This is a genomic window from Shinella sp. JR1-6 (assembly GCF_004284735.1).
Classification (GTDB): Bacteria; Pseudomonadota; Alphaproteobacteria; order Rhizobiales; family Rhizobiaceae; genus Shinella.
Genome location: NZ_SHMI01000016.1, coordinates 1 through 24,312 on the forward strand (window position 1 = coordinate 1; position 24,312 = coordinate 24,312).

At 61.4% G+C, this 24,312-nt stretch carries 24 protein-coding genes; 12 read left to right on the forward strand and 12 right to left on the reverse strand.

Annotation, left to right across the window (positions count from 1 at the left end; all coding sequences use genetic code 11):
- Positions 1-869 (forward strand): hypothetical protein (locus EXZ48_RS34975; protein WP_165909392.1); only part of this gene is annotated, 869 nt, incomplete at its 5' end.
- 22 nt (positions 870-891) lie between these two features.
- On the opposite strand, the gene EXZ48_RS23185 is transcribed toward EXZ48_RS34975, so the two are convergent.
- Positions 892-1,689, reverse strand: coding sequence for a DUF2958 domain-containing protein (locus EXZ48_RS23185; RefSeq protein ID WP_165909393.1), 798 nt, complete (start codon positions 1,687-1,689; stop codon positions 892-894).
- 149 nt (positions 1,690-1,838) lie between these two features.
- Here EXZ48_RS23185 and EXZ48_RS23190 point away from each other — a divergent pair, with 149 nt between their 5' ends.
- The gene (locus EXZ48_RS23190) at positions 1,839-2,321 is read left to right on the forward strand and encodes a HEPN domain-containing protein (protein ID WP_165909394.1); all 483 of its coding nucleotides are present in this window, start codon (positions 1,839-1,841) and stop codon (positions 2,319-2,321) included.
- A gap of 233 nt (positions 2,322-2,554) precedes the next feature.
- Here EXZ48_RS23190 and EXZ48_RS23195 read toward each other — a convergent pair whose 3' ends face one another.
- Both EXZ48_RS23195 and EXZ48_RS23200 read right to left on the reverse strand, forming a co-directional pair.
- On the reverse strand, positions 2,555-3,001 hold the full coding sequence (locus tag EXZ48_RS23195; protein WP_130518647.1) for a hypothetical protein: 447 nt from the start codon (positions 2,999-3,001) through the stop codon (positions 2,555-2,557).
- Positions 3,002-3,113: 112 nt separating this feature from the next.
- Positions 3,114-3,842, reverse strand: coding sequence for a LuxR C-terminal-related transcriptional regulator (locus tag EXZ48_RS23200; protein WP_130518649.1), 729 nt, complete (start codon positions 3,840-3,842; stop codon positions 3,114-3,116).
- A 178-nt stretch (positions 3,843-4,020) separates the two neighbouring features.
- On the opposite strand from EXZ48_RS23200, the gene EXZ48_RS23205 reads away from it, so the two are divergent.
- The 4 genes from EXZ48_RS23205 to EXZ48_RS23220 are packed head-to-tail and all read left to right on the forward strand — an operon-like array spanning position 4,021 to position 7,961.
- Entirely contained in the window at positions 4,021-5,850 is a 1,830-nt protein-coding gene (locus tag EXZ48_RS23205) for a bifunctional diguanylate cyclase/phosphodiesterase (protein ID WP_130518651.1), read from the forward strand.
- Positions 5,847-7,370 carry a globin-coupled sensor protein gene (locus EXZ48_RS23210; protein WP_130518653.1) on the forward strand — a complete coding sequence of 508 codons (1,524 nt, stop codon included), beginning with the start codon at positions 5,847-5,849 and terminating at the stop codon, positions 7,368-7,370. The genes EXZ48_RS23205 and EXZ48_RS23210 overlap by 4 nt, the downstream gene beginning before the upstream one ends.
- Before the next feature lie 47 nt (positions 7,371-7,417).
- The gene (locus tag EXZ48_RS23215) at positions 7,418-7,681 is read left to right on the forward strand and encodes a hypothetical protein (protein ID WP_130518655.1); all 264 of its coding nucleotides are present in this window, start codon (positions 7,418-7,420) and stop codon (positions 7,679-7,681) included.
- A gap of 1 nt (position 7,682) precedes the next feature.
- The gene (locus EXZ48_RS23220; protein WP_130518657.1) at positions 7,683-7,961 is read left to right on the forward strand and encodes a hypothetical protein; all 279 of its coding nucleotides are present in this window, start codon (positions 7,683-7,685) and stop codon (positions 7,959-7,961) included.
- Between the two features lie 573 nt (positions 7,962-8,534).
- Here the strand turns inward: EXZ48_RS23220 and EXZ48_RS23225 are convergent.
- The 6 genes from EXZ48_RS23225 to EXZ48_RS23250 all read right to left on the reverse strand — a co-directional run bounded on the left by EXZ48_RS23225 (position 8,535) and on the right by EXZ48_RS23250 (position 15,481).
- Positions 8,535-10,436 carry a potassium transporter Kup gene (locus EXZ48_RS23225; protein WP_050743417.1) on the reverse strand — a complete coding sequence of 634 codons (1,902 nt, stop codon included), beginning with the start codon at positions 10,434-10,436 and terminating at the stop codon, positions 8,535-8,537.
- 13 nt (positions 10,437-10,449) lie between these two features.
- A complete protein-coding gene (locus EXZ48_RS23230) occupies positions 10,450-11,433 on the reverse strand; it encodes a magnesium transporter CorA family protein (protein WP_023512464.1) in 984 nt (327 codons plus the stop codon).
- 139 nt (positions 11,434-11,572) lie between these two features.
- Entirely contained in the window at positions 11,573-12,748 is a 1,176-nt protein-coding gene (locus tag EXZ48_RS23235) for an Mrp/NBP35 family ATP-binding protein (protein ID WP_130518659.1), read from the reverse strand.
- Between the two features lie 115 nt (positions 12,749-12,863).
- Positions 12,864-13,607: a LuxR family transcriptional regulator gene (locus EXZ48_RS23240; RefSeq protein WP_023512466.1), complete on the reverse strand. Its 744-nt coding sequence runs from the start codon at positions 13,605-13,607 to the stop codon at positions 12,864-12,866.
- 84 nt (positions 13,608-13,691) lie between these two features.
- On the reverse strand, positions 13,692-14,429 hold the full coding sequence (locus tag EXZ48_RS23245; protein WP_023512467.1) for a LuxR family transcriptional regulator: 738 nt from the start codon (positions 14,427-14,429) through the stop codon (positions 13,692-13,694).
- Between the two features lie 263 nt (positions 14,430-14,692).
- The gene (locus EXZ48_RS23250) at positions 14,693-15,481 is read right to left on the reverse strand and encodes an IclR family transcriptional regulator (protein ID WP_130518661.1); all 789 of its coding nucleotides are present in this window, start codon (positions 15,479-15,481) and stop codon (positions 14,693-14,695) included.
- 102 nt (positions 15,482-15,583) lie between these two features.
- Here EXZ48_RS23250 and EXZ48_RS23255 point away from each other — a divergent pair, with 102 nt between their 5' ends.
- The 5 genes from EXZ48_RS23255 (at position 15,584) to EXZ48_RS23275 (ending at position 19,735) form a co-directional block, all read left to right on the forward strand.
- Entirely contained in the window at positions 15,584-16,345 is a 762-nt protein-coding gene (locus tag EXZ48_RS23255; protein WP_130518663.1) for an SDR family NAD(P)-dependent oxidoreductase, read from the forward strand.
- Complete coding sequence (locus EXZ48_RS23260) at positions 16,345-17,280, forward strand: 2-dehydro-3-deoxygalactonokinase (RefSeq protein WP_130518665.1); 936 nt, start codon at positions 16,345-16,347, stop codon at positions 17,278-17,280. The genes EXZ48_RS23255 and EXZ48_RS23260 overlap by 1 nt, the downstream gene beginning before the upstream one ends.
- A 59-nt stretch (positions 17,281-17,339) precedes the next feature.
- Positions 17,340-17,978 carry a 2-dehydro-3-deoxy-6-phosphogalactonate aldolase gene (locus EXZ48_RS23265; protein ID WP_037405823.1) on the forward strand — a complete coding sequence of 213 codons (639 nt, stop codon included), beginning with the start codon at positions 17,340-17,342 and terminating at the stop codon, positions 17,976-17,978.
- On the forward strand, positions 17,975-18,859 hold the full coding sequence (locus EXZ48_RS23270; protein WP_130518667.1) for an SMP-30/gluconolactonase/LRE family protein: 885 nt from the start codon (positions 17,975-17,977) through the stop codon (positions 18,857-18,859). Before EXZ48_RS23265 ends, EXZ48_RS23270 begins: the two co-directional genes overlap by 4 nt.
- A 198-nt stretch (positions 18,860-19,057) precedes the next feature.
- A complete protein-coding gene (locus EXZ48_RS23275; RefSeq protein WP_023514078.1) occupies positions 19,058-19,735 on the forward strand; it encodes a PRC-barrel domain-containing protein in 678 nt (225 codons plus the stop codon).
- Positions 19,736-19,813: 78 nt separating this feature from the next.
- Here the strand turns inward: EXZ48_RS23275 and EXZ48_RS23280 are convergent, their stop codons facing one another.
- Positions 19,814-21,361 carry a trimethylamine methyltransferase family protein gene (locus tag EXZ48_RS23280; protein WP_245462337.1) on the reverse strand — a complete coding sequence of 516 codons (1,548 nt, stop codon included), beginning with the start codon at positions 21,359-21,361 and terminating at the stop codon, positions 19,814-19,816.
- 88 nt (positions 21,362-21,449) lie between these two features.
- On the opposite strand from EXZ48_RS23280, the gene EXZ48_RS23285 reads away from it, so the two are divergent.
- Positions 21,450-22,376 carry a LysR substrate-binding domain-containing protein gene (locus EXZ48_RS23285; protein ID WP_023514080.1) on the forward strand — a complete coding sequence of 309 codons (927 nt, stop codon included), beginning with the start codon at positions 21,450-21,452 and terminating at the stop codon, positions 22,374-22,376.
- A gap of 3 nt (positions 22,377-22,379) precedes the next feature.
- Here the strand turns inward: EXZ48_RS23285 and EXZ48_RS23290 are convergent, their stop codons facing one another.
- A complete protein-coding gene (locus EXZ48_RS23290) occupies positions 22,380-22,715 on the reverse strand; it encodes a PilZ domain-containing protein (RefSeq protein ID WP_023514081.1) in 336 nt (111 codons plus the stop codon).
- Between the two features lie 115 nt (positions 22,716-22,830).
- Positions 22,831-24,186, reverse strand: a complete 1,356-nt coding sequence (locus EXZ48_RS23295; RefSeq protein WP_023515451.1) for a bifunctional diguanylate cyclase/phosphodiesterase — start codon at positions 24,184-24,186, stop codon at positions 22,831-22,833.
- Between the last annotated feature and the right edge of the window lie 126 nt (positions 24,187-24,312).

The window sequence follows — 24,312 nt, forward strand, 5'->3', positions numbered from 1 at the left end:
AGGTGGCCGGATTTTACTCCGCCCGCAGCAGCATTATGCCGCCGCTACCGTGGCCGACTTTTGCACCGCCGCTCTCACTTACCATAGACGAGGTGAGCGACGCCCTGCGCGAGAGCGGATACGGCGCATCCTATCAGGTCTTAATCAAGCCGCTTGCGGATAAACGCCGTGTCGGATTGAACCTGAAAAAGTTGATCCAATACGCGCTGAAGTTTCGCATCGAGGACGACTACAAGGATAATGGTCCGGTCGGCGATGCCACTGACTACGAATACGATCTATCAGCCCGGAAGTGGTGGCCAGATGCGGACATTAGAGCTTATGCGGAATGGCTTTGCCAAAAACATTCCGGGTTCCAGTCATTGCGTTTCACACTCGGCCCCAAGGGAGGGACCGCCGGGAAGTCAAAGAGCGGCATTGCGGTGGCAAACACGTTGATCTCCCGCCGAAATGTGAACACATCTGTTGATACTGCTCACGATGATATCGACGGTACGATTTCGCTTCTGAATGCGAATGAGAACCGTGTGAATCATTTCACGTTGAATAAGAGCAATGAGTGTTCTTTGAAGGAATATTCATTTCATGGGAGTTGTGTTGAAGATGAAGGGGTTATTGACTGGTTTGATCGTGCAGTGGCTGTAGGGTATAAGAACCCTTTACAAGATACTAACTGGACAGATGATCTGACCTCAAAGCGATCGCTTCCATCCCAAGAAAGGTCGGGCGTCTTTCCGTCAAAGGCCGATATAGTCGCAAAGACCTCCAGATACGCGGGAAACGTGATCAGCCTTGCCGAGCGCCTACGTAACATTGACAACATGAACCGATCCAATGGCGCTCACCGGCCCGGTACGATGCATAGGTGAAAAGTTCTGCCGAGCGAACTTTTCATCCGCCATCTGTGCCACGCGAAAACGCGTAGTCCTCGTAGATCGACCGCCCTTGCAGTTTCGCGAGAGTTGGATTGTGATGGCATTCCTGCCGGAAGATGGCTGCAACACTTTGCGATGACGGCGGCACGGGAAGACGCGTGACCTTGCCGGTGAGTGGCAGAGAAGCCAGTTTCGGCTCCTCCACAATCCTACCGCTCATCCCGGCAGCTTCCAGATAGGCGCTGACCGGCATCGTGGCGGAAAAGGCGTGGTCTCGGACCAGCCCGACGCCGAGCATTGGGCGCAATGCCGTGATGTCGGAAATCCAGAGCGGCTGGAACACAGGTCCGCCATCCGTAAGATTGTGAAGTGCATCGACTGCATGCCCGCAGAACCGGCTTCGCGTCACCAAGAGGACCGCTTTGCCATGGGGATCGTGGAACCGGGCGACTGGCGGGAAATCCGCTTTCGGTCGCGCGTGCCATTGCAGACGGCGAAGCAGAGTATTCGGAAACATCTGCCGATAGCGTCCCGGCTGGTCCATTTCGTGGACGGTAACGGTTCTGTTCTCGGTCAACGTGAGCAGCATTGTGATCCGCCAGGACAGTGCCGATTTGTAGCTGCGCCAACGCATGTCGCCATCGACATCGAATTGTAGGTTCAGTGCCGTTCCCTTGCGCTTGATTTTGTACAAGCGTTCGGAGCCAACATGCATATCGGTCATGAAGAGCAAGGCGAGATCAATACGCGCTTGCTCGATGCGTTCGTGAGATTGGCTGTCGCTGTTTTGGATTGGCTGTCCGTGCTCTTGCATGCTGTGCGTCTCCCGCTGCTGTTTCGGCGGGAGGGAACTTCCAGATGAAAAAAAGGGCGAGTGAAGAAGCAGGGTGACGCTATAAAGATGAGTGTGGCTAAGTCTGAATGCCCACTCCCCGAAGGCGGAAAGCGAATGAGAGGACATCGATGATCCCGGAAAGTACTGGTGCCACGCCATTTGGGATATTTCTGTTGGCCGACGAATATCTTGAAGCGGCGCGAACCTCGTTTACGTCAAGATCGGCGCTCACGTGTGGCCCAACGCGCCTGCTGGCTTATCATTCCTGCGAACTATTCCTGAAGACCTATATGAGGTCTCATGGAAAGCTGATCCCTGAACTGCGAGCATTCCAGCATGATCTACCTGCCATGCTTGCTGAAGCGATCAAGATAGGATTGCAGCCGAAAAAGGGAATGCTAAGAGCATTCAACGCATTGGCGAAAGACAATGATTATGTCCGCGTGCGCTACTCGCTCGACACTAATGCCGTCCATGTTCGCGCGGAAAATGCGATCAAACTTGCTGAGAAAGTGCGAGAAAGTGTTCGTGCAGCGCTCAACTTTGACGAACTTGGAAACCCCAACGGAGAGCTTTGGGGCGGCCCCTTGCCGGCAGACTACCCGAAGTGAACGCATCCACACCGCATGGACAGTCGGATCCATTTGTGCTGCTACCGCGCAGACACACAGAAGCATCAAGGAATAGCGCCGCTACCAAAAATGCTGCTGCACTGCGCACCGACCCGAACGCGCGTCCGTGACGCTCTTTGACAGCGTTCCGGCCCTACCGGAACGCACGAAGGCCATGGGATCATTTATGATCCCATGGCCTTCGGATGCTTGCCCCGCGAAAAGTGCGCGGTTTACTTCGCCTTGCGCAGCATCTTGCTACGTTCGACGGCAGCAGCGGTCAGTTGCGCATCAAGCTCGCCAGCGCAAACGGCCTCGGCAAGCGTGTCGATGACCTTCGGCAGTGCCGACAGCTCGCCCGCCTCGATGGCGTTCTTGTCCTTGGCGAATTCGATAGCCTTGCCCGCATAGCGGATGGCGAAGAACACTTTGCCGTTGCCGTCGGTGAACCAGCCCTGCCGTACACGCTTCAGCGTTTCGACCTCAACGCGGACACCTTCGGCGTTCTTTTTGCGCACGATATGCGTCGGCGCGAATGTCTGACCGGCGATCTTTGCCTCGGCCATCTGCTTCTGCTCGGCCAGCGCGGCAATCATCTTTTCCCGCGAACGCTGCACCGGATCGACAGCCGCGCGAACAGGAACTGCGGAGGCGAGCTTGAGGGCCTTGAGGTGAGACATGCTGTGATCCTTCCCGAAACCGTTGAACGTGTTTCCCGGATACAGCCATATGCCAAAAGGTCGAGCGAAGACTACCGACCATCTTGCAATCGGCCAGCGTTGAGATGAGCGGCTATTGCCGTTGCGTCAGCTTCGATATTGCCTGCGCGCGCGTGGCGACCCCCAGCTTTCGCAGAATTTCACTCATGTGATATTTCACAACCCGCTCCGAAATGTCCACAATGGTAGCGATGTCGGCGTTCGACTTTCCCTCTGCCGCCCATCTAAGAATTTCTGCTTGTTTCGGCGAAAGCTCGCGCAGTGCGTGGCTTTCATCAGTTGAAATCGCTGAACAAAGACCAAGTGCCTCCGCCTTTAAGAGGCCGGAGTTTGCGATCACCACAACTGCGTGGGTCGTCCGATCATCAACTTTTTTTTCACCGTGAGCCTCCACCGAGACACAGCTGATAGTGCCAGATCGTCTAGAGAGCGGCACCAGAAGGCCACCCTTCAACGGGCTGCTATGCAGAAAGTCGAGATAGCTTTGCTGATACCGGCAACTGTATATGTCTTGGCTGCTCCACCAGATCGGCTTCTCGGTTACGACTGCGCGCGCGAGGTTGGGATCGAAATCCGCCCAATTCCGGCGCTCATATTCCAACATAAAGCTATTTGGCCAAGTCGTGAGAGTTGGATTGAGCGCAATTTCATGTTTATCGGGTTTATGGCACCCCAGATTGAAGCTGCCGAAGCCGAAGGATGCGAAACTCTTTTGGAGCGAATTCAATAGCCCAATTTTGTCTTGCGCCCCACAAATCGATTGTGTTGCGTCCGCAAGTTTCTTCAGGGTTTCTATATCCAAGATGGCCTCACGTCCTGATATTCCGACCTGAGCGTACCGGCACAACTCGCCCGAATCATATTCAACTAAAATATGGTTGATAACTGCCTAACAGGACAGGCGTGTTGTGCAACCAGACCCTTCATTATTCCCATACTGTCGCCTTTTGGGTCGTCGAAGTTGTCTTCTGGAAGTGGGCATGGGTCAGGAATCGGAAAGAGCATCTATTCTCTGCAAAGGGAGCCCGTCTCTCATAGCAGAGCCGCGTTTTCGTGACGGAAATCCGGCCGCATCACTACCGTACCGGGAAACCGAGGAATTTATTCGATATGCCCTCGACAGCGCGGCCATCGTTGCCGTTACGGATGTGCGAGGCACCATCACATTCGTCAACGGGAAGTTCTGCCAAATCACCGGCTACACCCAAAGCGAACTTGTCGGAGCCAACCACCGGATCTTGCGCTCCGGGATGCATGATACTGAATTCTTCCGTGAGATGTATCGCCACATCGCACAGGGCAAGATCTGGCATGGCGAAATCTGTAACCGGCGCAAGGATGGTACGCTGTATTGGGTGGCTACCACCATCGTCCCACACATATCGGTTGCTGGCAAAGTTGACAGCTATACCGCCATTCGCTTCGATATTACGCCACGAAAGCTGATAGAAGAAGAACTGCGGGCAAGCAAAGAGCACCACAGGGCGATTGCTAATCTCGATGCGCTGACGGGGCTTCCGAACCGACGGCGGTTTCAGGAATACATAGCGGAACTGGTCGCAGAGGGAACCGTCGCCGACCGTCGACTGTATTTGGCGCTTTTCGATCTGGATGCGTTCAAAGAACTCAACGATTCTTTCGGGCACGATGCAGGCGACCTGTTGCTTCAGATAATTGCGGAACGTCTCAAGCCGCTCGCTCAGGATCGGCATTTTGTGGCGCGCCTCGGTGGAGACGAATTCGGTCTCATTCTGGACGGCGTGAACGTTGGCGAGGCCTTCGGCTTTTTTGGGGCCGTTCTGGACGCTGTTCGCGAACCAATTGAGATCGAACGCTCCCCACGGCGCTGTTCCGCCAGCATGGGGATTTCCGTTTTCCCTGAACACGGACGTGATGCCACAAGTCTTTTCAAGGCGGCGGATATGGCTTTGTATCACGCAAAGTCTCTTGGACGCGACAGGTTTGAACTGTTCCAACATACGCTACGAGAACGGGTCGAGCAGCGATCCGCGACACTGCTCGACATCGAGCACGGCCTGAAGCGCGGGGAGTTTCGCTTCTTCTATCAGCCGATCGTCGGTGCACGCCCCAATTCGCTGGTGTCGCTCGAAGCTCTGATGCGATGGCAGCATCCCACCCGAGGAATGATTACGCCGTTGGATTTCTCGCTAGCATTTGAGGACCCAGCGATGCGTGCAGCTCTGGGCATGTTCATGCTGGAGAAGGTCTTCAATGATATGGCCGTTTTGCGCGCCGGTGGCGTAGCGGTGGGACGCGTCGCACTCAACCTCACGAATTCCGACTTCCGATCCGATGCATTTCTTGACCTTTTCTTCGAGCGTTGCGCCGCTACGGGAATAGGACCGGAACTGTTCTGCGTCGAGGTAACGGAAGGAATGTTTCTTGGACGGGATCAGAAGCGCGTTGAACATGGGCTTCGACGTCTGCACGAAGCCGGCGTGGAGGTTGCTCTTGATGACTTTGGAACAGGTTACGCCTCTCTGACACATCTTCAGGAACTTCCCATCGACCGGCTAAAGATCGACCGGCGCTTCATCTCCAACATCACAAAGTCGTCGAAGGACCAGGCGATCGTCAGCGGGGTTGTCAACATCGCGCACGGCCTGGGCAAGGTAGTTACTGCTGAAGGGGTCGAAGACGCCGAACAGGTCGCAATGCTGCTAGGCATGAAATGCGACTTCCTGCAAGGCTGGTTCTTCAGCAAGGCCTGCGACGTGAACAGTTTGCCAGACGTTATCAGCCGCTTGCCAGCACTCCCACTTTGCACCCAGAGGAAACGCTCACCATGAACGATGATACCCGCAAAAATCTTCAGATCAACGAGCGCCTGGACTTCGTCAATCTCGACGCAGAACAGCGAGTTGCCCTCGCGGAATTGCGCCCCTTGATCAGCCGGTCGATCGGTGCAGCGCTCGATAAGTTATATACCAAGGTGAAAACCGTTCCTGAAACGAGAAGAATGTTCGCGAACGACGCCCATGTGGCGCATGCCAAGGAACGGCAGGTCGCGCATTGGGAAACCATTGCCTCGGCGCGCTTTGACGCACAGTACGTCGATGCTGTCACAACGATCGGTCGTACGCATGCCCGGCTTGGCCTGGAGCCACGGTGGTACCTTGGCGGATATGCACTGATTATCGAAGAACTGTTTGATGCGGTCCTCCGAGATGAATTGAAGGGCGTTCTATTCCGGAAAAAAGCAGCAAAGCTATCGCAGCGAATGGCTGCGATCATGAAAGCCGCGATGGTTGATATTGATTATTCGATTTCTACCTATCTGGAGGCATTGGACGCGGAAAGAGCCAAGTCCGAAGAGGCGCGGATAGCACTTCAGGAAAGCCAGGATGCGGCGCAGGGTGCAATCGCTTCTGCTCTTTCCGCTTTGGCGGCGGGAGATCTGACGTCGAGCATTTCGGAGGAACTTTCCCCGCAATTCTCCGATCTCAAGCAGAACTATAATGACGCGGTGGCACGCCTTGAGGACACGCTTTGCGACGTAAGGTCAGCGATGAACGAGATGTCGTGTGGCGTTGTCGATATGTCTGCCGCAGCCAGCGGCATGGCAACACGGACAGAGCAGCAGGCCGCCGCTTTGGAAGAGACCGCCGCCGCGCTTGAGCAGATAACTACTGTTGCCGGCGAAGCATCAGGTAGAACAAAGGACGCGCAGGAACTGGCGAAAGCTTCCGCGCTAGAGGCACGTAAATCGACTGAGATTGTCGAAATCGCCATCTCATCCATGACCGCGATTGAAGATTCATCCCGACAGATCACGTCGATAATCGGCGTCATTGAGGAAATTTCCTTCCAGACAAACCTCTTGGCTCTCAATGCCGGCGTTGAAGCCGCACGCGCCGGAGAAGCAGGAAAGGGCTTTGCGGTCGTTGCTCAGGAAGTTCGGGAACTTGCCCAACGTTCCGCGCGAGCGGCAAAGGAAATCGATACCCTCATCGCGAAATCCTCGAGTGATGTGATGCGCGGCGTTTCGCTGGTGAATGCGACTGGAAGTGCCCTGCAATCGATTGGTGACAGGATCACGTCGATCAATGAGCATATCGATGGAATTGTCCATTCGGCTCAGGAGCAAGCGACAGGGATAAGGGAAATTAACAGCGCCATTGCAAATCTCGATCAGATCACCCAGCAGAACGCGGCCATGATGGAAGAAACGAATGCAGCCACCGCTGCACTCGCAATGATCAGCGCCGGGCTTTCGAAACTCGTCGGTCAGTTCAAACTATCCGGAGGCGATGGAAAGATTAATGAAGTTGGGAACGTCAATAAGCGAGCAGTTAAACAAGCCGCTTAGGTGGTTCAATTAACGTGAGCGAAAACACGCTGAATGAGAGCGTTTGAATGAACCAAAAATCGACGAATTCACCAGAAAGAAAGCTCATTTTCGGTCATATGGATGCGCCCGCGATGGTCTATTACCGTGACAGAACTGAGCATAACGGAGTTGAGACGTGGAATGATGGCAGCGCATCTTTCCCGTCTCTTCGGGCTGCCCTGCAGGCGTTGGTGCCGAATGATGCGGGCATAGTCGTCAATTCTATCGTGATCAACACGCTCAACGGCAACTTTGAGCTTAGAGCAGAGGACGTGGTGAAACAACTTTAGCTTGATGGAAGTGGAGCGCAGCCTGTTGGCAAGCAGACCTCGAAACTCAGAAAAAGGTCCAGAGATGAGAAGCTTACATGAAGAGACGGCAAATTTAACGGGCTTTACCGTAAGAAATTATATGGGAGTTAAGAGTGTCGCCGTCCTCCAGTGGGAAAAAGGCAAATCTGGCGGCAGCATTCACCTCGAACTAACCGCCGATCAATGCCTGGATTTAAGCGCACGTCTTCTGGATCAAGCCAGAATTTTAATGCTTGAGCGGCCGACAAGTGAACAGTGATAGATCCTTGGCCAGATGTCTGCCTCTTCGAACTGAACCGTGCGCGGAGTGCCCGACCGAGCGGGTTGCGTCCGTCAAGATGGTGTAATTTTGTGTGTAGGACCGGGCCGTCATGATCAGGCGGCTCTGGGTGTAATTTGAAGGGGGCTTTCCTCCTCGATGATCGGTGCGAGCAGCTACGCCTTCACATTGAACCATCACGCTGAGATGGCCCGCTATAGCGGTCGCTCGGAAGCTCATACGACAATCCGGGATATCATCACAGAATTCTTCTTCGATAGCAGCGACCAATCGGCCGACATCATCCTCGCAACGGAGTTTCTGCATACAGGATCCAAGACGGACGGATCAGCGGGCGGTTCCGGGCGCTTGCGACATAGTCGCATCGGATTCGACTAGGCGAAAAGTTCATTACAGCAAGCTTTTACACTCCAACGGATTTACGTAACTCATTGTAATAATTTAAGTTACTTAAATTCCGCAAGAGCGTACAAAGCAGACAACCTTCTTGATGGTTGGTTAATGCTGATAAACGGCTTTCGGGGAGGCGTCCGCCTCCCCTTCACGTTTTCGTCAGATCACCACATGCGAGCCGAGCTCGACCACGCGGTTGGTCGGCAGGCGGAAGTAGTCGGAAGGGTCGGTGGCGATGTTGGCGAGCGCGATGAAGAGCCTGTCCTGCCACATGGGCATGCCCGATTCGGCATCGGGCACCAGCTTGCGGCGGCCGAGATAGAACGAGGTCGACATGATGTCGAACTTGTGCCCCGCCTTGCGCATCAGGCCGAGGGCGTGGGAAACGTTCTGTGTTTCCATGAAGCCGAAATGCATCTCGATGCGCGAAAAGCGCTCGGAGACCTTCTCGACCGAGAATCGCTCTGCCGGAATGACGCGCGGCGTGTTGGCGGTCTTGATCGTCAGGATGAAGTTGCGCTCGTGCAGGACATGGTTGTGTTTGATGTTGTGCAGGAGCGCGGCAGGGGCGAAATCCGGATCGCTGGTGAGGAAGATTGCCGTGCCGGTGACCTGCACCGGGGCATGCGCGCTCTGCTTTTCCACCGACTTGACGAAGGCCGGCAGCGGCACCTCGATGCGCCGGGTCTTTTCGCGCAGGATCTTCGTGCCGCGTGTCCAGGTCCACATCAGGACGACGACGACGCCGGCGATCATGACCGGCACATAACCGCCGTCATGCACCTTGAGCAGGTTGGCGCCGAGGAAGGTGAGTTCGAGCAGGAAGAGCGGCAACAGCACGGTGGCGGTGGCCAGCAGCGACCAGCGCCAGCGCTTGCGCAGGAACTCGAAGGCGAGCACGGTCGTCACCACCATCGCGCCGGTGACGGAAATGCCATAGGCGGTCGCCAGCGCTTCGGAGGAGCCGAAGATGAAGACCAGCATCATGACGCCGAAGAGCAGCACCGTATTGACGCCCGGCAGGTAGATCTGGCCGGTCTGGGTTTCCGATGTGTGGAAGATCTCCATGCGCGGCAGGAAGCCGAGATGGATCGCCTGGCGCGTCAGCGAGAAGGCGCCCGTTATGACGGCCTGGCTGGCGATGATCGTCGCGAAGGTCGCAAGGACGACGACCGGCAGCAGCGCCCATTTCGGGAACATCAGGAAGAACGGATTGGCGATCGTCTCGGGATGGGCGAGCACCAGAGCGCCCTGGCCGAGATAATTCAGCGTCAGCGCGGGGAAGACCAGACAGAACCAGGCCCACTGGATCGGCCGGCGGCCGAAATGGCCGAGATCGGCATAAAGCGCTTCCGCGCCCGTCACCGTCAGGAAGACCGCGCCCAGCACGACGAGGCCGACATAGCCTTCGTTATACATGAACAGCACGGCGTAATACGGGTTGAAGGCGGCAAGGATGCCGAGGTCGTCGCTGATATGGTTGATGCCGCCGACGCCCATGACGATGAACCAGAGGGCGGTGATGGGACCGAAGAACTTCGACACCGCCGCCGTGCCCCAGGACTGTACGGCAAAGAGCAGGACAAGGATGACGACGGAGATCGGAACCACATAGTCGCCGAGCGTCGGCGTCACCAGCTTCAGGCCCTCGACGGCCGACAGGACGGACAGCGCCGGCGTGATCATCGCATCGCCGATGAAGAGCGCAGCACCGGCGGCGCCCATGAAGAAGAGCACGGTGGCGTGGCCACCCGCCGTCTTGGTGAGCAGCGCCAGCAGGGAGAGCGTGCCGCCCTCGCCATGGTTGTCGGCGCGCAGCAGGAAGAGCACGTATTTCAATGTGACGATGATCGTCAGCGTCCAGATCATCAGCGAGATGAGGCCGACGACCTCCTCGCGCACGAGACCGTCATCGGCGACCGGACGCAGCGCCTCGCGAAAGGCGTAGAGCGGGCTGGTGCCGATGTCGCCATAGACGACACCGACGGAACCAAGGGCGAGGAGAAACAGCGTGCGCGCCCTGCTGCGGGAATGCGGAGCGCTAGCGGCATGTGCTTGCATGGGACGATCAGGCCTAGAGCCAGCCTTTCCAGCGGAAGAAGAAGAAGGGAACGATTGCCGACAGGACCATGGCCGCCAGCGTCAGCGGATAGGCGGCAGCGATGCGCAGTTCCGGCATGAACTCGAAATTCATGCCGTAGATGGAAGCGATCAGCGTCGGCGGCAGCAGCACCACGGAAGCGATCGAGAAGATCTTGATGATGGCGTTCTGCTCGAGGCTGATGAGGCCGAGCGAAGCATCGAGCAGGAAGGTGATGTTGCCGGCGACGAAATTGGCGTGCTCGGACAGCGACTGCACGTCCCGCGTCACGGTGCGGCAGAGTTCCAGGCTGTCGCGATCGGACTGCAGCCCCGGCAGGCCGTGCAGGAAGGTCAAGACGCGCGAGAGCGACATCAGGCTGTCGCGCGTCTTGGCGACGAGGCGATGGAGCGCGGAGACCTGCACGACACGGTCTTCCAGATAACGCGGCGGGCGGCGGCTGAGATGCCGCTTGTCGCCGAACACTTCGAGCGAGAGCTTGTCGGCACGCGCAACCGCGGTTTCCAGAATTTCGGCGGTGCGGTCCGCGACGGTCTCGAGCAGCCGCGTGATCATCACCGTCGGCGAGCTGCAGCCGCCCGGAATGCGGTGCATGGCGCTCTTGAACAGGGAGAACGAGCGCGGCTCGGCATAGCGCACCGTCAGCAGCCGGTCGGGCATGAGGATGAAGGCGACGTCGGTGAGGTGCGGCAGATTGCTTTCCGCCTTCACCATCAGCGAGGCGGTCATGTAGGCCGCGCTGCCGTCCGTGTAGAGACGGCTCGACGGCTCGATGTCCTTCAGCTCGTCGCGGGTCGGCACCTCGATCGACAGGATCCGCTCGATCAGCGCCTCCTCGTCGCGGCTGGGTTCGAGCAGGTCGACCCAGACGGCGCCGGCAAGCGCTTCGGCGACCTCAGAATCGGTTGCTACCGGCAGAGTGCGCGCCTCGCCGTTGGGACGGAAAACCGTGATCACCGGCGAGTGGCTCCGGGAAGGACCATCGCTCACACTCCTGATTGGACGCCACCTTTCAGCGGTCGGCCGCGCATATTGCGCGGCGCAACATAAAAAGCAAGGCCGTCCCCGGCAACCTCCCGGGACGCGAAAGGTTCGGTTATTCGAAGACGATGGACGGCGCGCCGCGGGCGCCCTTGCCTTCGATTGCCTGCAACTCCTGCCAGACCCGGGTGGCGATGGCGCGATAGGTCTTGGCGGCCGCGCCCTCCGGATTGGAGACGACGACGGGCGTTCCGGCATCCGACGTCTCGCGGATGTCCATGGTCAGCGGCACCTCGCCGAGGAAGGGCACGCCGATGCGCTCGGCCTCCTTGCGTGCACCGCCGTGGCCGAAGATGTCGTAGCGGTTGCCCGTATCCGGCGCGATGAAATAGCTCATGTTCTCGACGAGACCGAGCACCGGCACCTCGACCTTGTTGAACATGTTGAGACCCTTGCGCGCATCGATGAGGGCGAGGTCCTGCGGGGTGGAGACGATGACGGCACCGGCAAGCGGCACCTGCTGGGCCATGGTGAGCTGCGCATCCCCCGTGCCCGGCGGCATGTCGACGACGAGCACGTCGAGATCGCCCCAGGCGACCTCGCGCAGCATCTGCATCAGCGCCGACTGGATCATCGGGCCGCGCCAGATCATCGCCACCTCCTCGTCGACGAGGAAGCCCATGGACATGACCTTGATGCCGTAATTCTCCATCGGCTTGATGGTGCGGCCTTCGAGCTGTTGCGGTCGGCCGGAGATCTTCAAGAGCCGCGGCATGGAGGGGCCGTAGATATCGGCATCGAGGATGCCGACGCGAAGGCCGTTCGCCTTCAGCGCCAGAGCGAGGTTGACGGAGGTGGTGGACTTGCCGACACCGCCCTTGCCCGAGGCGACCGCGATGATGGTGCCGACGCCGGGAATGCCCGATTTCGCGCGCTGCTGCGGCTGGCCGGATGCGGCATGGGCATGGCCGGCATGGCTGTGGGCATCGCCGCGGCCCGGCGGCGTGGGCGCGCGCGCGGCGGCGGGGCCGGAAGCGGCGCGCTTGTCCGCCGTCAGCGCCACCATGGCGGCCTTGATGCCGGGGATTTCTTTCACGACGCGCTCGGCGGCGGCACGCATCGGGTCGAGCTCGCGGGCGCGTTCGGCCGGCACGGTGATGGAGAAATAGGCCTTGCCATCGGAAATGAAAACATCGGAGACGAGGCCGAGGTCGACGATGTTGCCGTCCATGTCGGGGCCGCGCACCGTGCGCAGCCGTTCCAGCACCTGTTCCTTGCTTACGTCAGTCATGAAACCCTCGATCGACCCGTCGCGGCATCAGGCCGCGGCCCTCTTTCCCGTAGATAGTGCACGGGAAGGCGCGCGCCAAACGTTTTCGCCCGCGACCGAAAGCCTCGGCGCCCCTTCAGGCGATCAGCCCGCGGCGGATGGCCTTGACCACAGCCTGGGTGCGGTTGACCGCTTCCAGCTTGCGGGTGACCTGGTTGAGGTAATGGTTCACCGTGTGCTCGGAAAGGCCGAGGATTTCGGCAATCTCCAGGCTGGTCTTGCCCGCCGCCGTCCAGCTGAGGCACTGGATCTCGCGTTCGGTGAGGACGACCTGACCGGATTTCCAGGCTGCGCCGATCTCTGCCAGACGGTTGAAGAGGTGGATGGAGATCATCTGCAGCATCAGCCGCTCGTCGCGGCCGAGCGCCGGGTTCTCGCCGCCCCAGACGATGGCGCCGCGATTGCCGAGCGCATCGTGCACCGGGAAAAAATGGCCGACCAGCATGCCGTGGCCGGTCATGACGTCGAGCAGTTCGGTAAAGTCCAGCGACTCGGAAGCGTCGCCGATCCATTCCCGCATGTCATAGGAAAACGGCACCGTGGTGAGCCGCAGCTTGCGGATGCCGGCGCTGTGGCGAACCATGCGCAGGGCATCGTATTTCGCCAGGATTTCCTGCGGCCAATTGCTGACGATGGAGTAAGCCGACAGCTTTTCCGCCTCGAAACCCGGCAGGTTGAAGACGATGAAAAATTTGAGCCCGTATTCTTCGCACTTGCGCCGCATATAGCGCACGATGTCGAACTGCGTTTCGAGAGCGGCGATCTCGCTGCCTTCGTCCCGTAGCTGGTTGTCGGTGCTGCTCGTTTCGTCAGCCGTCATGGTTCCCCGCAATTTTATTCTTAGCCTTGGGCATTTGGAGCGGAACCGCGCGCATTCCAGAAAGTCGCAAGGTTTTTTTATACATCAGTTCAAAAGCCCAGCGCGAATCGCCTTGGCGACCGCCTGGACACGGTTGACGGCATCAAGCTTGCGCGTCGCCCGGTTGAGATAATGATTGACCGTATATTCCGAAAGGCCGAGGATTTCAGACATTTCCACGCTCGTCTTGCCGGCGGAGGCCCAGGACAGGCACTCGATCTCGCGGCGTGAGAGCGAGACGTTCTGCCGGCGGCCGGCCCGCAGTTCGACAACCTCGGTGAAAATGAGGTTCGCGACGGCGTTGAGCTCCGCCATTTCCCGCGGATTGAGCGCTTCGCGCGTGCCGCCGAAGGCAAGCGCTCCGCGCAGACCGGCCGAATTGTGGGCCGGGAAGTAAGCCCCGCGCGACAGGCCGTGCCGTTCGAAAAGGCCGGCCGCGATCGCCGCCTTGCCGTCGGGCCGGCGATGGTTCGTGCGGTCGGCGTCGTAGGTGAAGGGATTGGTGCTCTGGCGCAGGCGCTCGATGACGGGGCTGCCGAAGATCAGACCGGCATGGTCGTAGGTCTTGAGCATTTCGTCCGGCCAGGACGTCAGCAGCACATTCGAAGAGAAGTCGGTCGAGGTTTCCGACGGCACGTTGATCAGGAGATAACCGCGAAGGCCGTAGTGCTTGGCAAGGCCATCCAGTGTTTCGGCCACGTCCGCCTGCGAGCCCAACGCCGCAGGCCCCGGGTCCCAGCGGTGCCGGAACTGTGCAGATGCCGTATGAAATCGATCGGCCATATCCATCTTCCTTAAGCACGCACGCGCCCGTGCGGCAAGAAACTGCCGTCACAATGCACTGCTTGCCTCAGGAACCCCCGTATCCCAATGCAAGTATGTTCGATGAACCGCGCCTCAAGTTCGCGGTGAGCGACGCAACTCGTGAGCTGGTCGTGACGGAAGCTAATGATGCCCCTACTCCGCGTCCAGCGCGATTTTCTAATTTACCGTAAAATGGTGCCAGAAGACAACCATGCCATCATCCGCGGACTTTCTTTCTCGACTTACCGTTGCGGACCGAGACGAGCGGTCAATTCCGCCATGATGGCGCCGGCCGCATGACGCACGCGCGGCGCCCAGTCGTCAAGCTGCGCCTCGCCGACGCGGTAGGCCGGCCCCGTTACGGAAACACCGGCGACGAGCGCACGGCCGGCATCGAAAACCGGGGCAGCGACGCAGCGAATGCCGGGCTCGTGCTCTTCCCGGTCGAAAGCGATTCCGCTTGAACGAATCGTTGCCAGTTCGTCGACAAGCGCCGTCCGGCTGGTAATCGTCTGCGGCGTGAAGCGACGGAATTCCAGCTGCGACAGGAGGGCGTCGAGCGCTTGGGCATCGAGTGCGGCGAGCGCCGCCTTGCCGACACCGGTACAATAGACCGGCGAGGCGTTGCCGATCTGCGAGTTCATGCGCACGGCCTGCCGGCTCTCGACCTTGTCGAGATAGATGATTTCCCGGCCGCGCAGGACGCCGAGATGCACGGTCTCGCCGGTCTCCCGGTGCAGCACCTCAAGGAAGGGCGCGGCGACGGCGCGGAACTCGTTGCGTGCCCAGCTGGCGGATGCGAGCTTGAGGAGCCGCAGGCCCGGCACATAGGCATGGTCGGGGCGCAGCTCCAGCAGCCCCTCCTGCACGAGATGGGTGAGCTGGCGATGCAGCGTACCGCGCGGCTGACCGATGACCGCGAGCACATCGGTGAAACGCATGGGGCGCTCAGCGAGCGCCACCGTCTCCAGCACCGCCATCGCCTTGCCGAGCGTGCCGGTGCTTCCCTCCTCGTCCCGTTCGTTCGTCATTGTCGCAGCCCCCGGCCATCCCTTGACAGGCCGGCATCGTAGCGGAATAATTCCGAATAATCAAACTCAGTTCCAAATAATGGAATTTATGGGAGAGTGCCGATGACAGGCCGCTATCCGGATCTTGCAGGACAGGGCGTTCTCGTCACCGGCGGCGGCTCGGGTATCGGCGCGGCGCTGGTGAAGGGCTTTGCCGCCGCTGGCGCCCGTGTCGCCTTTCTCGACATCGCCGAGGTGGAAAGCCGCAACCTCGTCTCGGAACTCGACGGAACGGTCGAGCATCTCCCCCTCTATATTAGGGCAGATCTGCGCGACATCGATGCACTGCGTGGAGCGGTCGAACGGGCCGCCACCGTGTTCGGCGGCCTTCGCGTGCTCGTCAACAATGCAGCGCGTGACGACCGGCACGACCTCGAAACCGTCGAACCCGACTATTGGGACGAGAACCAGGCGGTGAACCTGCGCCACCATTTCTTCGCCGCCCAGGCCGTGGCGCCGCATATGCGCGCGGCCGGTGGCGGAGCGATCGTCAACTTCTCCTCGATCGCCTACCTGCTCAACATGGGCGAATTTCCCGGCTATGCCACCGCCAAGGCCGGCATTGTCGGCCTCACCAAGTCGCTTGCCGGCCGGCTCGGGCCGGACAATATCCGCGTCAACGCCATACTGCCCGGCATGGTGCTGACCGAGCGGCAGAAGCGCCTGTGGATCGACGAGAACGCGGTGGCCGGCGGCATCGCCCGCCAGTGCCTGAAGCGCTCGCTGATCGCCGACGACATGGTCGGCCCCTGCCTCTTCCTGGCGTCGGACGCCTCGGCCGCCATAACCGCACAAACGCTCATCGTCGACGGAGGCATGCTCTGATGACCACACCCGATACCGCCCCCGACGCCGCCTATGCCGCGGTCGACTGGGGAACTTCCAGCTTCCGCCTCTGGCTCGTCGGCAGGGACGGCGGCGTGATCGCCGAGCGCCGCAGCGGCGAAGGCATGACAACCGCCGCCCGCACCGGCTTTGCCGCGGTGCTGCAAGGCCATCTTGCCGCCGTCTCGGCCCCCGCGGACCTGCCGGTCCTCATCTGCGGCATGGCCGGTGCCAAGCAGGGCTGGGTCGAGGCCGGCTATCTCGATACGCCCGCCGCGCTTGCCGACATTCCCGCCGCGGCCGTGCGCATTCCCGGCGTTACCGCCGACATCCGCATCCTGCCCGGCCTTGCCCAGCGCGATGCGGCCGCACCCGATGTCATGCGCGGCGAGGAGACCCAGCTGCTCGGCGCGGCCGACGCACTCGGCGACGGCGACCACCTCGTCTGCATGCCCGGCACGCACAGCAAATGGGTGCGCCTTTCCGGCGGCAAGGTGGCGGGCTTCTCCACCTTCATGACCGGCGAACTCTTCGAGGCGATTGCCAAGAACACCATCCTCAGCCACGCCATCGCCGAGGCGGGACCGGTTGCCGGCGACAACGCGGCCTTCCGCGCCGCCGTCACGCGCATGGTCGCCAATCCGGCGCTGGCGACGAGCCAGATCTTCTCCGTGCGCGCCGGCTCGCTGATCGCGGGGCTTTCGCCCGTGGATGCCAAGGCGCGCCTTTCCGGCACGCTGATCGGCCTGGAGATCGCCGGCGCTCTCTCGCTCGTCGCCGAGGGCACACCCGTTGCGCTGGTCGTGTCCGGCGGGCTCGGCGCACTCTACAAGGACGCCCTTGCCGCCGCCGGCATCTCCCCGTCCGTCATCGACGCCGACGCCGCCGTGCGCACCGGCCTTGCCGCGGGCGCAAGGGCGCTCTGGTCCCTCTGAACATGAACTGCAACGCGCATCCGCCCATCCCGGACGCGCTCTCCGAGAAAGCTGAACCGATGAACCGCATCCCCTTCCCCCCGATGAAGTACCCGCTGATCGCCATCCTGCGCGGCCTGAAGCCGAGCGAGACCGAAGCCGTCGTCGGCGCCCTGATCGAGACGGGCTTCACCGCGATCGAAATCCCGTTGAATTCGCCCGATCCCTTCACCTCGATCGAGACGGCCGTGAAGATGGCGCCGGAGGGCTGCCTGATCGGCGCCGGCACCGTGCTCACCGTCGCCGATGTCAACCGGCTCGCCGACGTGGGCGGGCAGCTGATGGTGAGCCCGAATGTCGAGCCCGACGTCATCTCCACCGCCGCTGCCAAGGGCATGGTGACGATGCCCGGCGTCTTCACCCCGACGGAAGCGCTCGCCGCCGCACGCGCCGGGGCAACGGGCCTCAAGTTCTTTCCTGCCAGCGTGCTCGGTCCGGCCGGCATCCAGGCGATCCGCGCCGTGCTGCCGGCCGAACTGGAGATCGCGGCCGTCGGCGGCGTCTCGGAAAGGAACTTTGCCGACTATGCCGCCATCGGCATCCGCAGCTTCGGCCTCGGCTCCAGCCTTTACAAGGTCGGCATGGGCGCCGACGAGGTGCGCAGCCGCGCCCGCGCGACGGTCGAGGCCTATGACGCCGTCTATGGAGGCAAGAAATGACCGAGATCCATTCCTTTACCGGCCGCACCCTCTGCGAGACGGCCTCGCAGCTCGGCGAAGGCCCGACCTACGATCCGGCGACGGGCAAGGCCTACTGGTTCGACATTACGGGCCAGATGCTGCATGAACTGCATCTTGCGACCATGACCAAGGCGACCCATGCGCTGCCCTTCCTCGGCAGCGTGCTGGCCGTCGTCGATCCGGAGCGCCAGCTCATCGTCTCCGACCGGGGGCTTTTCCTGCGCAAGGTCGCCGATGGAGCGCTCAGCCCCTATCTCACGCTGGAAGACAAGCCGCAGAACCGCTCCAATGACGGGCGCGTCCACCCGTCCGGCGCGCTCTGGGCGAGCACGATGGGCCGCACGGCGGAAAAACATTCGGGCGCGATCTACCACATCGCCGGCACGACGGTGACGAAGCTGTTCTCCAACGTCACGATCCCGAACGGCATCTGCTTCTCGCCGGACGGCAGCACCGGCTACTTCACCGATTCGCATGTCAACCACCTCATGCGTGTCGCGCTCGACCCGAAAACCGGCCTGCCCACCGGCACGCCCGAAGTGCTCAGCGACGAGACCGGCACGCCGGGCGACATCGACGGAGCGGTCTGCGATGCGGACGGGCTCATCTGGAACGCCCGCTGGGGTGCGAACGCCGTCGACGTCTACACGCCCGACGGCACGAAGATCGCCCGCCATCTGGTGCCGGCATCGCAGGCCAGCTGCCCGGCCTTCATCGGCGACAAAGCCGATCGGCTCATGGTGACATCGGCCTGGCAGGGCCTGGAGGCGGCCGGTCGCCTTGCCGATCCGCATGCCGGCCAGACCTTCGAACTGGGCTTTGCGGTGAAGGGGCGTTTCGAGCCGGCATTCACGCTCTAAGGGCTCATCAAGCCGGGAGCGGCCTGCGATCCCGCGGCCGCTTCCTGCATCAAAAATGCATGGCAGCCATCAAAAAGAAGGCAATTTTTATCGGAACCAAAGCCCGGGGTCGTCGTTCCTTGTCCATCAACCGGTGTGGACGGCCCCTTTTCAAGACCGCCCCGCCTTGATGCCAACGAGACGAAAGGCAGGTTCAAAATGACCAAGAAATTTCTCACTTCCGTTGCCGCTGGTGCCCTTTTCCTCGGCGCGGCCATTGCCCCGGCAGCCTATGCCCAGGACACCAACCAGCCCGCCGCCGGCCAGACCCAGACGATGGAGCAGCAGCCGGGCATGACCGGCGATGACGCAACGGGCACCACGCCCGGCGACACCGCTGCAAACCCGACCACGCCTGCAACCGAGGATACGGCCCAGACGCCGGCAACGACCCCGACCGAGGACACGGCCCAGGCTCCGGCTGCCGGCGGTGACTATCTGACGGCCCAGTCGCCGGAACAGATCAGCGCCAACACCTATCTCGGCCAGGCCGTCTACAACAGCGCCGACGAAAGCATCGGCAAGATCTCCGACCTGATCATGGAGAAGGACGGCGGCATTACCGCAGCCGTCGTCGGTGTCGGCGGCTTCCTAGGCATCGGTGAAAAATGGGTCGCGGTTCCGTTCGAGAAGATCTCGATCACGCAGGTCCCCGACACGGACGACGTCAAGCTGACGACGACCGAAACCGCCGAAAGCCTGCAGGCCGCGCCGGAATTCAAGACCACGGCGCAGCAGGTTGCCGAACGCCAGGCCACTACCCCGGTCGACACCTCGACGACCTCGTCGACAACCGATACGGGCACGGCTCCGGCCACCACCCAGCCGGTCGAATAATCCGGCAGGCTCCGTCTGATCTCCAGCCCGGTGGCACATCCCTGCGCCACCGGGTTTTTCGTGCGCGGCCCAGAGGCCTCAATACCAGGCGTCGGCCATGGCGGCCTTCTTGCGGTCCATGTAGTCGCGGAGCGCCTCGTCGATCGCGGCGTCCAGCGGCGGCGCTTCGTATTCGGCGAGCATCTTCTTCCATTGGCGGTTGGCACGGGTCGCCATGTCGGTCGAGCCGCCCTCCTCGCTCCATTTCTCGAAGGGCTCGTTGTCGGACAGCGCCGAATCCCAGAAGGCGGTCTGGTAGTTGCGCATCGTGTGGTCGCAGCCGAGGAAGTGGCTGCCGGGACCGACCTGAAGGAAGGCGTCCATGGCGAGCGTGTTGTCGTCGACGGTGACGCCGGCGAGATAGGAATGCAGCGCGCCGCACAGATCCGCATCCATCACGAACTTCTCGTAGGACATGGAAAGCAGACCGTCGAGGAAGCCGGCGGAATGCAGGATGAAGTTCGCGCCGCAATGCACCGCCGACAGCATGGACATCAGCCCTTCCTGCATGGCCTGACCGTCCGGCAGCTTGGAGTTGGAAAAATTGCCCGCACAGCGCAATGGCAGTTTCAGGCGCCGGGCGAGCTGGCCGACGACCATCGAGCCGATGGCCGGCTCCGGCGTGCCGAAGGTGGGCGAGCCTGACCGCAGCGACATGGAGGAGAGGAAGTTGCCGAAGATGACCGGCGCACCCTTGCGCTCCAGCTGGGTGAGCGCGCAGCCGGCCAGTGTTTCGGCAAAGGACTGGGCGATAGCGCCGGCATTGGTGACCGGCCCCATGGCACCGCCGAGAATGAAGGGCACGATGACGGCGGCCTGGTTGGCGCGGGCGTAGGCGCGCAGGGACTTCGTCATCGTGCCGTCCCAGACGAGCGGCGAATTGACGTTGACATTGCCGAGGATGACACAGTTCCGGTCGACGAAATCGACACCGAACAGGATGCGCGCCATATCGATGGAATCCTCCGCGCGCTCCTCAGCGGTGATCGAGCCCATGAAGGCGCGGTCGGAATACTTGATATGGCTGTAGACCATGTCGAGATGGCGCTTGTTGACGGGGATGTCGACCGGCTCGCAGATCGTGCCGCCGGAATGGTGCAGCCAGGGGCTCGACTGGGCGAGCTTGATGAAGTTGCGGAAATCCTCCAGCGTGCCGTAGCGCCGCCCCTTGTCGAGGTCCATGACAAAGGGCGAGCCATAGGCCGGCGAGAAGACCACCTTGTTGCCGCCGATCTGGACATTGTTGGCCGGGTTGCGGGCATGCTGGGTGAATTCGGCGGGCGCCGAGGAAACGATCTCACGCAGCATGCCGGGCTCGAAGCGCACGAGCAGACCCTCGACCTTCGCACCGGCCCGCTTCCAGTGGTCGATGGCGGCAGGATCGTCGCGGAACTCGATGCCGACTTCGGCGAGGATGCAGTCCGCTGCCCGCTCGATCTTCTGCAGGTTCTCCTCGGACAGCACATCATAGGTCGGGATGCCCCGCACGATATAGGGCACGCCGAGCGCCTTGGCGGCGCCATCCCGCCGGGCAGGTCGCGCCCTCCCCCTGCGTGCCGGTGCTTCGATCGTCGCTGCGTCTGCCATTGTCGCCTCCATAATCCTGGACGAGGCTAGGCGTGAAACGACGCCTTGTGACGCTGGAAAAAACTTACGAAGACTATAAGCTTCATTTATGGAAACCTTGCGCCGCCTGCTTCCCTCCGCCTCCAGTCTCATCATCTTCGAGGCTGCCGGGCGGCACCAGAACTTCACCCGCGCCGCCGCCGAACTCGGCATGACGCAGGCGGCCGTCTCCTATGCGGTGCGCAATCTCGAGGAGCAGCTGGGTGTCGCGCTCTTCCACCGCGTCCACCGCGCCGTGGAGCTGACCGATGCCGGCGAGCGCTTCCATGCGGACGTGACGCTCGGCCTGTCGCGCATCCAGAAATCGGCGGAGGACATCCGCGCCAAGGGGCGGGAGGCGAATGTAACGCTTGCCGCCTCCACCGCCTTCGCCTCGATGTGGATGCTGCCGCGGCTCGCCAAGCTGCGCGCCGATCTTCCCGACATCGACCTGCGCATCCAGACCAGCGTGCGCGATCTCGACCTCGACGAGGAGCCGATCCCGCTCGGCATTCGTGGCGGCGATCCGGCGAAGTGGCCACGCTATCATGCCGCGCTGCTGGCGCCCGAGGTGATCACGGCCGTCGCAAGCCCGGCCTTCGTGGAGAGCCGCGGGCATGCGACGACGCCGGAAGAACTCTTGAAGCTGCCGCTCATCCACCTGGAGGAGCCGGTGCGGGCAGCCTGCGACTGGCCGGAATGGTTCGCCAGCGCGGGTGTGCGCTATCCCGCGCAGGCGCGGCGGCTTGCCATCAACGACTATGTGCTGGTGATCCAGGCCGTGCTGGCGGGAGAAGGCGTCGCCCTCGGCTGGCGACACCTCATCGACGGGCAGGTGCGCTCGGGCGCGCTCGTCACCGTCGGCGGCCATGTGCTGAGGACAAACGATGCCTTCCACGTCGTCTGGCCGCGCTCGCGCGAACTCAACGGGCCAGCCCGGCGGGTGCGGGACTGGCTTCTCGAGGAAGGCCGGCTGGGCCGCAGCGGCGAAGCCTGAAGATCAGCGGCGCAGGACCGGCTGTACCTCTTCATGGAAGAAGCGGAAATAGGAGGTGATCTGCGCAAGCGCATTGGTCGACAGCTTGTACTCGATGCCGAGGCGGCCGTTGGTGTACCAGCGTACCGTGCCGCTGAGGCGACCCAGCTCCTCGCTCTCGACCGTTACCAGCTGGCCGGCCATGGCCTGGATGGGCTTTTCCACATCGAAGGCCATGCCCGTCGGGGAAAGGTCGATGACCCGCGCCCGCGTCGATTGATGCATCACCCGCACCGTCGCGAAAATACGGACCTTGGAACGGCTGTTCGCCCTGACGGGCATATCCTTGATGGTCGTCATCCGTGGCTCCACTCACGAACATTCACTCTGGAACCAACCATACCGCAGGTTGTTTGCCATCCGGCTAAACAAATGCCTGCAATTTTATCGAAGCGACCTGTTTCGGGACGACGCCTCAGGAGGCGGCACGGCCCTCGACGCTGACATAGCGATCGGAGAGGAAACGCATGGTTGCGACGGCATCCTGCGGCTTGCCGTAGAAATAGCCCTGCCCCATGCCGCAACCGAGTGCCTTCAGCTTCAGCGCCTCGGAAAAATCCTCGATGCCCTCGGCGACGACGGCAAGATCGAGCCCCTCGCACATGGCGACGATCGCCTTGATGATGTGTTCGGAGGCCTTGTCGTTGGAAATGCGCGAGACGAAGGCGCGGTCGATCTTCACCTTGTCGAAGGCGAAGTCACGCAGGCGCCCGAGGCTCGACTGGCCCGTGCCGAAATCGTCGAGCGAGATGCGCACGCCCGCCGCACGCAGTTCCCCGACGATCTTCTGTGCGGTGTCGGCATCCGTCATCACCGCGGTCTCGGTGATCTCCAGCTCCAGCCGGCGCGGATCGAGCCCGGCACGGTTGAGGATCGCCAGCGTGTTGAAGGCCGTCTTCGGGTCCATCAGCTGGGCGGAGGAGAGGTTGAACGAGAGGAACAGCTCCTTCGGCCAGGACAGCGCCGTCTCGGCGGCCTTGCGCAGGAGCGTGTCGGACAGCGCATCGATGAAGCCGCGCTCTTCGGCGAGCGGCACGAAGGTGGCGGGAGAAACGTAGCCGAGGTCGGCATCGCACCAGCGCGCCAGGGCCTCGAAGCCGACGACCGTGTCGTCACGCAGGCTGACGATCGGCTGGAAATGCACGTCCACCTCATTGGCGATGATGGCATTGCGCAGCGCCTGCTCGAGCTGCGTGGCGCGCTTCATCTCCTGGGCGATTTCCTGCGAATAGACGGTGATCTGGCCACGGCCGCGGCGCTTGGAACGGTAGAGGGCCGTGTCCGCGCTCTTCAGCAGTTCCGTGAAATCCTCGCCGGCAAAGGGAAAGATGGCAAAGCCGAAGGAGGCCGAAAGGCGCACGTTGCGGTCGCCGAGGTCGAAGGGGGCCGAAAGCACCTCACGCAGCATCTGGCCGATCTTCTCCGCGCCCTTGCGCTCGAAGACCAGCGGCAGCACGAAGGCGAACTCGTCGCCGCCATGGCGCGTGACGGTGGCGCCGTCGGGAATGCAGGCTTTCAGGCGATGGGCGACCTGGCAGAGGATCTCGTCCCCCGCACGCGGGCCGAAAAGGTCGTTGATCGGCTTGAAACCATCGAGATTGGCGATGCCGATGGCAAACGGTGCCGGGTCCTCTTCACGCTCCTTGGCGATCTGGCGCACCTTGTCGCGCAGCCGGTAAAGGTTGCCGAGCCCGGTCAACGGGTCCGTATAGGCCATGGCGTGGAGGTCAGTCTGGGAAACATCCAGCGCTGCAGGATCAGCAGACTTCATCAATGATTTCCCGTACTTGCACGCGACCTCCGAGGATGGTTCCACGATGAGGCATGACCGTTAACAAAAACATAGCAAACAATCGTCACTCCTGCCCACCGGCCTCCCCAAATCTGGGGAGTTGAC

What these genes read in the sequence shown, in the direction of transcription:
- EXZ48_RS23235 (WP_130518659.1), bottom strand. Translation starts at nt 12,748, where the DNA reads ATGACTGACGTAAGCAAGGAACAGGTGCTGGAACGGCTGCGCACGGTG.
- EXZ48_RS23285 (WP_023514080.1), top strand. Translation starts at nt 21,450, where the DNA reads ATGGAAACCTTGCGCCGCCTGCTTCCCTCCGCCTCCAGTCTCATCATC.
- EXZ48_RS23275 (WP_023514078.1), top strand. Translation starts at nt 19,058, where the DNA reads ATGACCAAGAAATTTCTCACTTCCGTTGCCGCTGGTGCCCTTTTCCTC.
- EXZ48_RS23215 (WP_130518655.1), top strand. Translation starts at nt 7,418, where the DNA reads ATGAACCAAAAATCGACGAATTCACCAGAAAGAAAGCTCATTTTCGGT.
- EXZ48_RS23265 (WP_037405823.1), top strand. Translation starts at nt 17,340, where the DNA reads ATGAACCGCATCCCCTTCCCCCCGATGAAGTACCCGCTGATCGCCATC.
- EXZ48_RS23260 (WP_130518665.1), top strand. Translation starts at nt 16,345, where the DNA reads ATGACCACACCCGATACCGCCCCCGACGCCGCCTATGCCGCGGTCGAC.
- EXZ48_RS23205 (WP_130518651.1), top strand. Translation starts at nt 4,021, where the DNA reads ATGGGTCAGGAATCGGAAAGAGCATCTATTCTCTGCAAAGGGAGCCCG.
- EXZ48_RS23190 (WP_165909394.1), top strand. Translation starts at nt 1,839, where the DNA reads ATGATCCCGGAAAGTACTGGTGCCACGCCATTTGGGATATTTCTGTTG.
- EXZ48_RS23295 (WP_023515451.1), bottom strand. Translation starts at nt 24,186, where the DNA reads ATGAAGTCTGCTGATCCTGCAGCGCTGGATGTTTCCCAGACTGACCTC.
- EXZ48_RS23280 (WP_245462337.1), bottom strand. Translation starts at nt 21,361, where the DNA reads ATGGCAGACGCAGCGACGATCGAAGCACCGGCACGCAGGGGGAGGGCG.
- EXZ48_RS23210 (WP_130518653.1), top strand. Translation starts at nt 5,847, where the DNA reads ATGAACGATGATACCCGCAAAAATCTTCAGATCAACGAGCGCCTGGAC.
- EXZ48_RS23270 (WP_130518667.1), top strand. Translation starts at nt 17,975, where the DNA reads ATGACCGAGATCCATTCCTTTACCGGCCGCACCCTCTGCGAGACGGCC.
- EXZ48_RS23240 (WP_023512466.1), bottom strand. Translation starts at nt 13,607, where the DNA reads ATGACGGCTGACGAAACGAGCAGCACCGACAACCAGCTACGGGACGAA.
- EXZ48_RS23225 (WP_050743417.1), bottom strand. Translation starts at nt 10,436, where the DNA reads ATGCAAGCACATGCCGCTAGCGCTCCGCATTCCCGCAGCAGGGCGCGC.
- EXZ48_RS23195 (WP_130518647.1), bottom strand. Translation starts at nt 3,001, where the DNA reads ATGTCTCACCTCAAGGCCCTCAAGCTCGCCTCCGCAGTTCCTGTTCGC.
- EXZ48_RS23255 (WP_130518663.1), top strand. Translation starts at nt 15,584, where the DNA reads ATGACAGGCCGCTATCCGGATCTTGCAGGACAGGGCGTTCTCGTCACC.
- EXZ48_RS23250 (WP_130518661.1), bottom strand. Translation starts at nt 15,481, where the DNA reads ATGACGAACGAACGGGACGAGGAGGGAAGCACCGGCACGCTCGGCAAG.
- EXZ48_RS23185 (WP_165909393.1), bottom strand. Translation starts at nt 1,689, where the DNA reads ATGCAAGAGCACGGACAGCCAATCCAAAACAGCGACAGCCAATCTCAC.
- EXZ48_RS23290 (WP_023514081.1), bottom strand. Translation starts at nt 22,715, where the DNA reads ATGACGACCATCAAGGATATGCCCGTCAGGGCGAACAGCCGTTCCAAG.
- EXZ48_RS23245 (WP_023512467.1), bottom strand. Translation starts at nt 14,429, where the DNA reads ATGGCCGATCGATTTCATACGGCATCTGCACAGTTCCGGCACCGCTGG.